The organism is Streptacidiphilus sp. BW17 (assembly GCF_041262485.1).
Lineage (GTDB): Bacteria > Actinomycetota > Actinomycetes > Streptomycetales > Streptomycetaceae > Streptacidiphilus.
This window is the reverse complement of record NZ_JBGCCR010000038.1, coordinates 70,107-77,758: the sequence shown is the minus strand read 5'-3', so window position 1 is coordinate 77,758 and position 7,652 is coordinate 70,107. Positions and strand designations below refer to the sequence as shown.

At 71.9% G+C, this 7,652-nt stretch carries 3 protein-coding genes; 2 read left to right on the top strand and 1 reads right to left on the bottom strand.

The window, feature by feature from the left end:
• Nucleotides 1-145 precede the first annotated feature (145 nt).
• The gene (locus ABH940_RS32055; protein ID WP_370106879.1) at nucleotides 146-3,736 is read right to left on the bottom strand and encodes a CDP-glycerol glycerophosphotransferase family protein; all 3,591 of its coding nucleotides are present in this window, start codon (nucleotides 3,734-3,736) and stop codon (nucleotides 146-148) included.
• Nucleotides 3,737-3,990: 254 nt separating this feature from the next.
• Between ABH940_RS32055 and ABH940_RS32050 the strand changes: the two genes are divergently transcribed.
• The gene (locus ABH940_RS32050; protein ID WP_370106878.1) at nucleotides 3,991-6,207 is read left to right on the top strand and encodes a CDP-glycerol glycerophosphotransferase family protein; all 2,217 of its coding nucleotides are present in this window, start codon (nucleotides 3,991-3,993) and stop codon (nucleotides 6,205-6,207) included.
• An 80-nt stretch (nucleotides 6,208-6,287) separates the two neighbouring features.
• The gene (locus tag ABH940_RS32045) at nucleotides 6,288-7,646 is read left to right on the top strand and encodes an FAD-binding protein (protein ID WP_370070978.1); all 1,359 of its coding nucleotides are present in this window, start codon (nucleotides 6,288-6,290) and stop codon (nucleotides 7,644-7,646) included.
• Nucleotides 7,647-7,652: the final 6 nt, after the last annotated feature.

Here is a 7,652-nt window from a genome sequence, read left to right as displayed (position 1 = left end):
CGCGGCCGCCGGGGGCGCCCCCCCCGGGGGGGGGGGCGCCCCCCCCCCCGGGGGGGCCGGGGGGGGCCCCCCCCCCCCCCCCGGGGGGGGGGGGGCCGGGCCCCCGGGGGAGGGGAGGGACGGGTCGAGGTCGAGCCCACTGCCATCAAAGCTCCAGCATCCGGTCGACCACGCGCTTGGCGGCGTGGCCGTCGTCGAGGTCGCAGTACGTCTTGCGGAAGGCCTCGTAGGCGGGGGCACTGTCGGCCACCACCTGGTCGAGGTTGCGCAGCGCGGAGACTACCTCGGCGGAGGTGCCCAGCAGCGGGCCGGGTGCCTGCTCGTCGAAGTCGAAGTAGAAGCCCCGCAGGGTGTCCCGGTAGTGCTCCAGGTCATAGGTGAAGAACAGGATCGGCCGACCGGTCACCGCGTAGTCGAACATGACCGAGGAGTAGTCCGTGACCAGCACGTCGGCGATCAGGTACAGCTCGGCGATGTCCGGGTAGCTGCCGACGTCCCAGAGGAAGCCGTCGCCCGTGCCCTGGATCGCGTCCACCACGTGGGCGTGCGGGCGGACCAGCAGGACGTGGTCCTCGCCCAGCTCACGCCGCATCAGCTCCAGGTCGAGGTGCAGGTCGAGCTGGTGGCCGCCGGCGTGACGCATCTTGTCCTCGCGCCAGGTCGGCGCGTACAGCACGACCTTCTTGCCCTCGGGCAGGCCCAGGTGCTCGCGCACCCGCCGGGCCAGCACCTCGCGGTCCTCGGCCAGCAGCACGTCGTTGCGCGGGTAGCCGGACTCCAGCGTCTCGCCCGTGAAGCGGAAGGCCCGCTCCTGGAGCGGGGTGCTGAACCGGTTGGGCGACAGCAGCAGGCGCCACTGCTTGGCCTCGCGCTCCAGCGCCTCCAGGTAGTCGGTGTCGGCGAACCAGTCGTTGTCGAAGTCGAACCCGATCCGCTTGAGCGCCGTGCCGTGCCAGGTCTGCACGATGGTCTGGCCCGGACGCTTGGTGATCCACCGCGGGAAGTGGGTGTTGCCGACGATGTAGCGGCTGCGCGCGTACGCCTCGTACCACTCCTCGCTGTCCAGGATCACCGCCCGGGTGCCGGGCGGGGTGGCAGCGCGGTGGTCGCGGACGACCCACAGGTGCTCCAGGTCGTCGCGGCGGCGCAGCAGCTCCTGGTGGATGTACTTGGGGGAGTCGGAGTAGTCCTTGCCCTCGAAGACGTCGTAGAGGACCTGCGGCAGCACGGGCTTGTTCAGCGCCGCCGGGTAGACCTCGTCGCGCATCCGGCGGATGTGGTAGTTGCCGCGCTCCGCGAGCGGGACGGCCTCCTCCACGTCCAGCAGGGCCGCGTCGTACCAGCGGCGGCGCAGGCTGACGGTCCGGCCGCGGGCCTCGACCGAGACCGGCAGGGACGCGAAGGCGGAGGCGGCCAGGCGGGCCTTGACCTCGACCACGCCGACCGAGCCGAGCGCGTGCTCGTCGGCCGGGTTGTCCGGCAGCACCCGGACGGAGAGGCCCCACTGTCCGGAGAGCAGCGGCACATCGCCGTTCCAGCCCGGGTTGGGCAGCGCGGGCAGCGTCGCGTAGACGCGGCCGTCGACCGCCTCGGCCGGGTAGACCTGGGCCTGGGCGTGGTAGTTGTGGCGCAGCACCAGCTCCAGGGCGTGGCGGCCCTCCAGCGGGAAGGTGCCCTCCAGCGCGAAGGCCTGCTCGGCCGGGAGCGCGGTCACCTTCTCGAAGACCGGCTGCAGCGGCTGCTCGACGATCTGCAGGTAGCCGCGCGGCGACCGCTTGAAGCAGAGCACCTGCGGACCCTCGTCGGCCGTCGACGCGACCGGGTACTGCACCGCGGCCTTGGCCTCACGGTCGTCTATCACCAGCTGGAGGATGCTGTCGTCCTCCAGCACCAGCTCGCTGCCCCAGCGGTCCTGGGCCTGCTGGGCCACGCTCGGACGCAGCCGCAGCAGCTCCTTGCGGGCGGAGGCCATCAGCGCGTGGTCGACGGAGGCGGTGAACGAGGTCCAGCCCCGGGCGGTGGCGCCGAGGATGATCGGGCACTCCAGCTCGGCCGTCGCGCCGTCCTCCTGGTGGACCAGCCGCAGCGCGCGCACCTTGCCCGCCTTGGCGGCGGAGATCCGGCCGCTGAGCTCGAAGGCGTCGCCGACCGAGGACGCCGAGCCGACGAGCGCGTCCACGGTCTCGATCCGGAGGTAGAGGTGGTCGTCGCGCATCTCCGGGAGTACCCGGACGTTGTCGGCGACCCAGCGCGGCGCCGGGTTGGCGCCGGAGTCGTACGGGCCCGCCTTGATCCGGCTGCGGCGCGGACGGCCGGGGCCGAAGACGCCGACGGTGACCCGCCAGATGCCGTCGACCCACTGGCCCTTGTGCTTGAGCCGGTCCGGGTCGAAGGAGAGCTCGAAGCCCGCGTGGTCGCAGTGGCGCAGCGGCTGGTCGTAGGCCTTGGCGGTGACGTCGAGGTCCTTGACCGTCTTGGCCGGGAGCGCCATGGTGCGTCGGCTGCCGTTCTCACGGAGCATCAGCATCTTGACCGAGTCGTACGCGTGCATGGCGCCGACGTGCTTGGGGTAGGCGTAGCCCTTGATGAAGAGCCGCCCGTCCTCGGTCCAGTCCGCGCGCCGCAGCCCGGTGCGGACCACCAGCTCCGAGTCCAGGCGCAACACCGAATCCGGCACGTCGGCCAGGAAGGAGTAGTGGGCCTGGTGACGCACGTTGCCGCGCACCGGAATGGTCCACGGGTGCTCGCGGTCGAACTCGAGCAGCGCCAGCAGGTCGTCCATCCGGCGCTTGACCGTGAGGTAGTACTTGAGCCGCATCGGCTGCGGCAGCGCGTTCATCGCGTCCGGGCCGAGCTGGTCGATCATCTTGCCGACGTGGTCGAGGAAGGCCGTCCGGTAGACGTCGTCGCCCTCGGTCAGGGCGCGGAAGAACAGCGGGATCTCCTCGACCAGGGCGTTCTGGTCGTAGTCCGCCAGGAACTGCTTGAAGCGCGGCCCGTTCTGCTTCTTCAGGAACTCGCGGACCATGCCGATGGAGCGGACCCGGTCGATCAGGCCCTTCGGGTCGGTCCGGTTCTGGGTGATCGAGCGGGCGCCGACCTCGCGCTCACGCCAGTGGTAGATCGGCTCGGCGAGGACGTCGACCTTCTCGGCCAGGTAGTGCAGCGGGATGGAGACCGGGGCGTCCTCGTAGAGGATGCCCGGGTACTGCATGGTGTGCTTGTCCCAGAACGACCGGCGGTAGACCTTGTTCCACGCGGTGCGGTCGGTGGTCAGCGGCTGGAACTCGCTGATGTGCGTCGCCAGCCGGGTCTTCGCGAAGGGCTTGCGGTGGACCGGCGACTGCACGTGGCCGACGGAGCGGAACCGCAGCACGTTGCCCGCGACGAAGTCGGAGCCGGTGCGGTCCAGCGTCTCCAGCATCAGCTCGTACGCGGTCGGCGGGAGCGTGTCGTCGCTGTCGACGAAGCACAGGAACTCGCCGTCCGGCGCGATGTGCTCCATGCCGGTGTTGCGGGCCGGACCGAGGCCGCCGTTGGCCTTCTGGACCAGGCGGAAGCGGCTGTCCCTGGCCTCCCACTCGCGCGCGATCTCGGCGCTGTTGTCGGTGGACCCGTCGTCCACCATGACGACTTCGAGGTCGCTCATCGTCTGCGCGGCAAGAGATGCCAGGCACTCGTCCAGGTAGAGCTGGACGTTGTAGATCGGGACGACCACGGAGAGGCGGGGGGCCATGGAGGTGCTCGAGCCTTTCTTTGCTGGCACGGCGCCCGCCGGTGGAGGGGCGGGGCTTACCGCACGTAGGAACGAGCCCTAGCGTATCCGGAGCCGGACTCGAACAGGATGCCGTGCCGTCGCGCGCCGTCAAGCCGGGTAAGAACGGCGTGATGGGTTCGCGAACCCGCGGTGGAGCCCGTGTGGCGACGGCCCGGTGAAACGGCCCACGATCACGGGAAGGCCGCTCTCGGAGGGGCCTGTATCGTACCGGCATGCCTCGGATCAGCATCATCGTGCCCGCCTACCAGGTCCAGGCGTACCTGGGTGAGTGCCTGGAGTCGGTGCTCGGCCAGTCGTTCACCGACTTCGAGGTGATCGCGGTCGACGACTGCTCGCCCGACGGCAGCGGTGAGATTCTCGACGGATTCGCACGGGCTGACGACCGGGTACGCGTGGTTCACCTGGACGAGAATGTCGGCCTCGGGCGTGCTCGGAACGCGGGCATGGAGCTGGCCACCGGCGAGTACCTCTTCTTCCTGGACAGCGACGACACGCTGACCCCCGGCGCGCTCCAGGCCGTCGCCGACCGGCTCGACGCCACCGGCGACCCGGACGTGCTGATCTTCGACTACGCCCGCACCTACTGGGACGGCCGGGTCGTCCGCAGCCGTGACGCACATCTCTTCGCCCCGGCCGCCCTGGACGGCGCAGGCCGCCCGGACGTCTTCACCGTCGCGGAGCGCGAGGAGGTCCTCGGGCTGCTGATGGTGGTCTGGAACAAGGTGTACCGGCGCGACTTCGTCGCCAAGCACGGGTTCACCTACCCGCCCGGCTACTACGAGGACACCCCCTGGACCTACCCGACCCTGCTGGCCGCGCAGTCCGTGGCCATGCTGGACAAGGTCGTGGTCCACTACCGGCAGCGCCGACAGGGCGGCAACATCCTGGCCACGGTCAGTCGCAAGCACTTCGACATCTTCGACCAGTACGACCGGGTCTTCGCCTTCGTCGGAGCCCACCCCGAGCTGGACCACTGGCGCCCGCTGCTGCACCGGCGGATGGCCGAGCACCTGCGCACCATCGGCAACCACCCGGACCGGGTGCCCCCGGCCGCCCGCAAGGAGTTCTTCGAGCGCGCCGCCGAGGCCGAGCGCCGCCACCGCCCGGCCGGCAGTGCCGCGATCGAGCTGCACGGCAGCTGGAAGGCGGGCCCGCTGGGCCAGGTCGCCCGGAAGGCGAAGCAGGCCGTCAAGGCCGCCCAGCCCGAGCTGCGCCGCGCCGTCGCCGGTCCGGTGCTCGGTGGCTACCAGCGGATCCAGCGGCAGTTGCCGATCGAGGACGAGCTGGCGGTCTTCGCCAGCTACTGGGGCCGCGTCCCGGCCTGCAACCCGGCCGCCATCCACGCCAAGCTCCGCGAGCTCGCCCCCGGGCTGCGCACCGTCTGGGTGGTCGAGGCCAAGCGGCGGTCCGACGTGCCCAAGGGCATCAGCGTGGTCTCGCCCGGCTCGCGCACCTACCGCGAGGCGATCTCCCGGGCCCGGTACTTCGTCAACAACGTCAACTTCCCCGACGGCGCGCCCAAGCGCCCCGGCACCGTGCAGCTGCAGACGCACCACGGCACGCCGGTCAAGCGGATGGGCCTGGACCTGCAGGACTACCCGGCCGCCGGGCACGCGATCGACTTCGGGAAGCTGCTCCAGCGGGTCGACCGCTGGGACTACAGCCTGAGCTCCAACCGCTTCTCCACGCTGATCTGGGAGCGGGTCTACCCCTCCTCCTTCCGCAGCCTGGAGTACGGCTACCCGCGCAACGACGTCTACTACTCGGCCGGCGCCGAGGGGGTCCGCGCGGCCCGTGCCGAGCTGGGCATCCCCGAGGGCGCCACCGCCCTCCTCTACGCCCCCACGCTGCGCGACTACCGCGCCTCCTACCGCCCGCAGCTCGACCTGGCCCGGCTCGCCTCCCGTCTCGGCGACGGCTACGTGCTGCTCAACCGCGCGCACTACCTCTACGACGAGGAGCCCACCGCCGGTGTCGACGGCGGCGCGCGGGTGATCGACGTCTCCGCGCACCCTTCCGTCGAGCGGCTGGCGCTGGCCGCGGACGCCCTGGTCACGGACTACTCGTCGGTCATGTTCGACTACGCCAACCTGGACCGGCCGATCGTCGTCCTCGCCGACGACTGGGAGGTCTACCAGCAGACCCGCGGCGTCTACCTCGACCTGCTCTCCGGCAGGCCGGGCGAGACCCCGGGCGCGGTGGCCACCAGCGAGGACGAGCTCGTCGACGTCTTCCGCTCCGGCGCCTGGAACGGTCCGGAGGCGGCCGCGCTGCGCACCGCCTTCCGCGAGCGGTTCTGCGAGTTCGACGACGGCAACGCGGCCGAACGCGTCGTCCGCACCGTCTTCCTGGGCGAGACCACCCCGCTCCCGGTCGTCCCCCTCGCCGACCGCACCCCGGCCCCGAGTCCGGAGCAGGCGGGGGCCTGAGGAGGTCCGCTCACCCGTTCGGGGGCGGCGACACGGGCAGGTCCTGCGCGCTGACGGTGGTTCGGCTTAGCGTCGCTGGCATGGAAGCCACACTCACGGGGTGGGGCCGCACCGCGCCCACGACCGCCCGGCTCTGCGCGCCGAGCACCGTTGCCGACGCGGTCGCCGCCGTCGCCGCCCTGCGCGACGCGGGCGGCTCTGCCGGACGAGGCGTGCTGGCGCGCGGCCTGGGCCGCAGCTACGGCGACGCGGCGCAGAACGCCGGAGGCACGGTCCTCGACATGACCGCGCTGTCGGCGGTCCGCACGCTGGACCTGGAGCGCGGGCAGGTCAGCTGCGAGGCGGGCGTCAGCCTGGACAAGCTGATGCGGCTGCTGCTGCCCTTCGGCTGGTTCGTCCCCGTCACGCCCGGCACCCGGTACGTCACCGTGGGCGGGGCGATCGGCGCGGACATCCACGGCAAGAACCACCACGTCAGCGGCGCTTTCAGCCGCCACATCACGCGGTTCTCGCTGCTCACCGCCGACGGCGCGGTACGCGAGGTGGTCCCCGGCGACGAGCTCTTCGACGCCACCGCCGGAGGCATGGGCCTGACCGGCGTGATCCTGGACGCGACCGTCCAGCTGCTGCCCGTCGGCACCTCGTTGATGTCCGTCGACACCGAACGGGCGGCCGACCTCGACGATCTGATGGACCGTCTGACCACGACCGACCACCGCTACCGCTACTCGGTCGCCTGGATCGACCTGGTCGCCCGTGGCGCGGCCACCGGCCGGGCGGTGCTCACCCGCGGCGACCACGCCACGCCCGACCAGCTGAGCCCGCGTCAGCTGGCCGACCCGCTCGCCTTCCGCCCGCGCAGCCTCCCCGCCGCGCCGCGCGGCATCCCGGGCGGGCTGCTGCGCACCGGGTCCGTCGGCCTCTTCAACGAACTCTGGTTCCGCAAGGCTCCGCGCGAGCGGCGCGGTCAGCTTCAGCGGATCGGCGCCTTCTTCCATCCGCTGGACGGCGTCCCCGACTGGAACCGCGTCTACGGCCCGGCCGGGTTCCTGCAGTACCAGTTCGTCGTCCCCTACGGGCAGGAGGAGGTGCTGCGCGGCATCGTCACGCAGCTCAGCCGGCACGGCTGCCCGTCCTTCCTCGCCGTGCTCAAGCGGTTCGGCGAGGGCGGGTCCGGCTGGCTCTCCTTCCCGATGCCCGGCTGGACGCTCGCGCTCGACCTGCCCGCCACCGTCCCCGGCCTCGGCCCGCTGCTGGACCGGCTGGACGAGCAGGTGCTCGCCGCGGGCGGCCGGGTCTACCTGGCCAAGGACTCCCGGATGCGCCCCGGCACGCTGCACGGCATGTACCCGCGGCTCGACGCGTTCCGCGAGCTGCGCCGACGGATCGACCCGCGCGGCGTCTTCACCTCCGACCTCGCCCGCCGCCTCCAGCTCTAGGAGAAG

Bases quoted from the DNA above. Each gene is read 5' to 3' on its own strand.
- ABH940_RS32045 (WP_370070978.1), top strand. From the start codon at position 6,288: ATGGAAGCCACACTCACGGGGTGGGGCCGCACCGCGCCCACGACCGCC.
- ABH940_RS32050 (WP_370106878.1), top strand. From the start codon at position 3,991: ATGCCTCGGATCAGCATCATCGTGCCCGCCTACCAGGTCCAGGCGTAC.
- ABH940_RS32055 (WP_370106879.1), bottom strand. From the start codon at position 3,736: ATGGCCCCCCGCCTCTCCGTGGTCGTCCCGATCTACAACGTCCAGCTC.